Origin of the sequence: Flagellimonas olearia (genome assembly GCF_009184425.1) — a bacterium.
GTDB lineage: Bacteria > Bacteroidota > Bacteroidia > Flavobacteriales > Flavobacteriaceae > Flagellimonas > Flagellimonas olearia.
This window is the reverse complement of record NZ_WELG01000125.1, coordinates 1-349: the sequence shown is the minus strand read 5'-3', so window position 1 is coordinate 349 and position 349 is coordinate 1. Positions and strand designations below refer to the sequence as shown.

The window sequence follows — 349 nt, the reverse complement described above, 5'->3', positions numbered from 1 at the left end:
ATAACCCGTCGGCCGTTACCCGTACCAGCGGCTCCCAACCCTGACTGAGCTGAATGGCGGCGCTTTCTAAGCGGTTAGCTTCCTCCACCAGCACTTTGGCTTGGCGATACAGCATTTGTCCAGTTTCAGTGAGCTTGGCGCGTCGCCCTTCCAGAGTGAAGGCGCGCACTCCCAGCTCGGTTTCTATCTTTTGCACCGCATAGCTAATCGCCGACTGGCTCTTATTCAGGGCCTCAGCAGCGCTGGCATAGCCTCCCTCATCCACCACAGCCAGCAACGCCTGCCACTGATCCAGTGTAATTTTGGCTGACATATCGAAATTCCTGAGATAAATGTGCAGGTTTATCCC

1 protein-coding gene is annotated in these 349 nt (G+C 55.3%); it reads right to left on the bottom strand.

Annotation, left to right across the window (positions count from 1 at the left end):
• Nucleotides 1-349, bottom strand: a 349-nt coding sequence (locus F8C76_RS19420; RefSeq protein WP_211372204.1) for a LysR family transcriptional regulator, incomplete at both ends; no start/stop codon positions are given.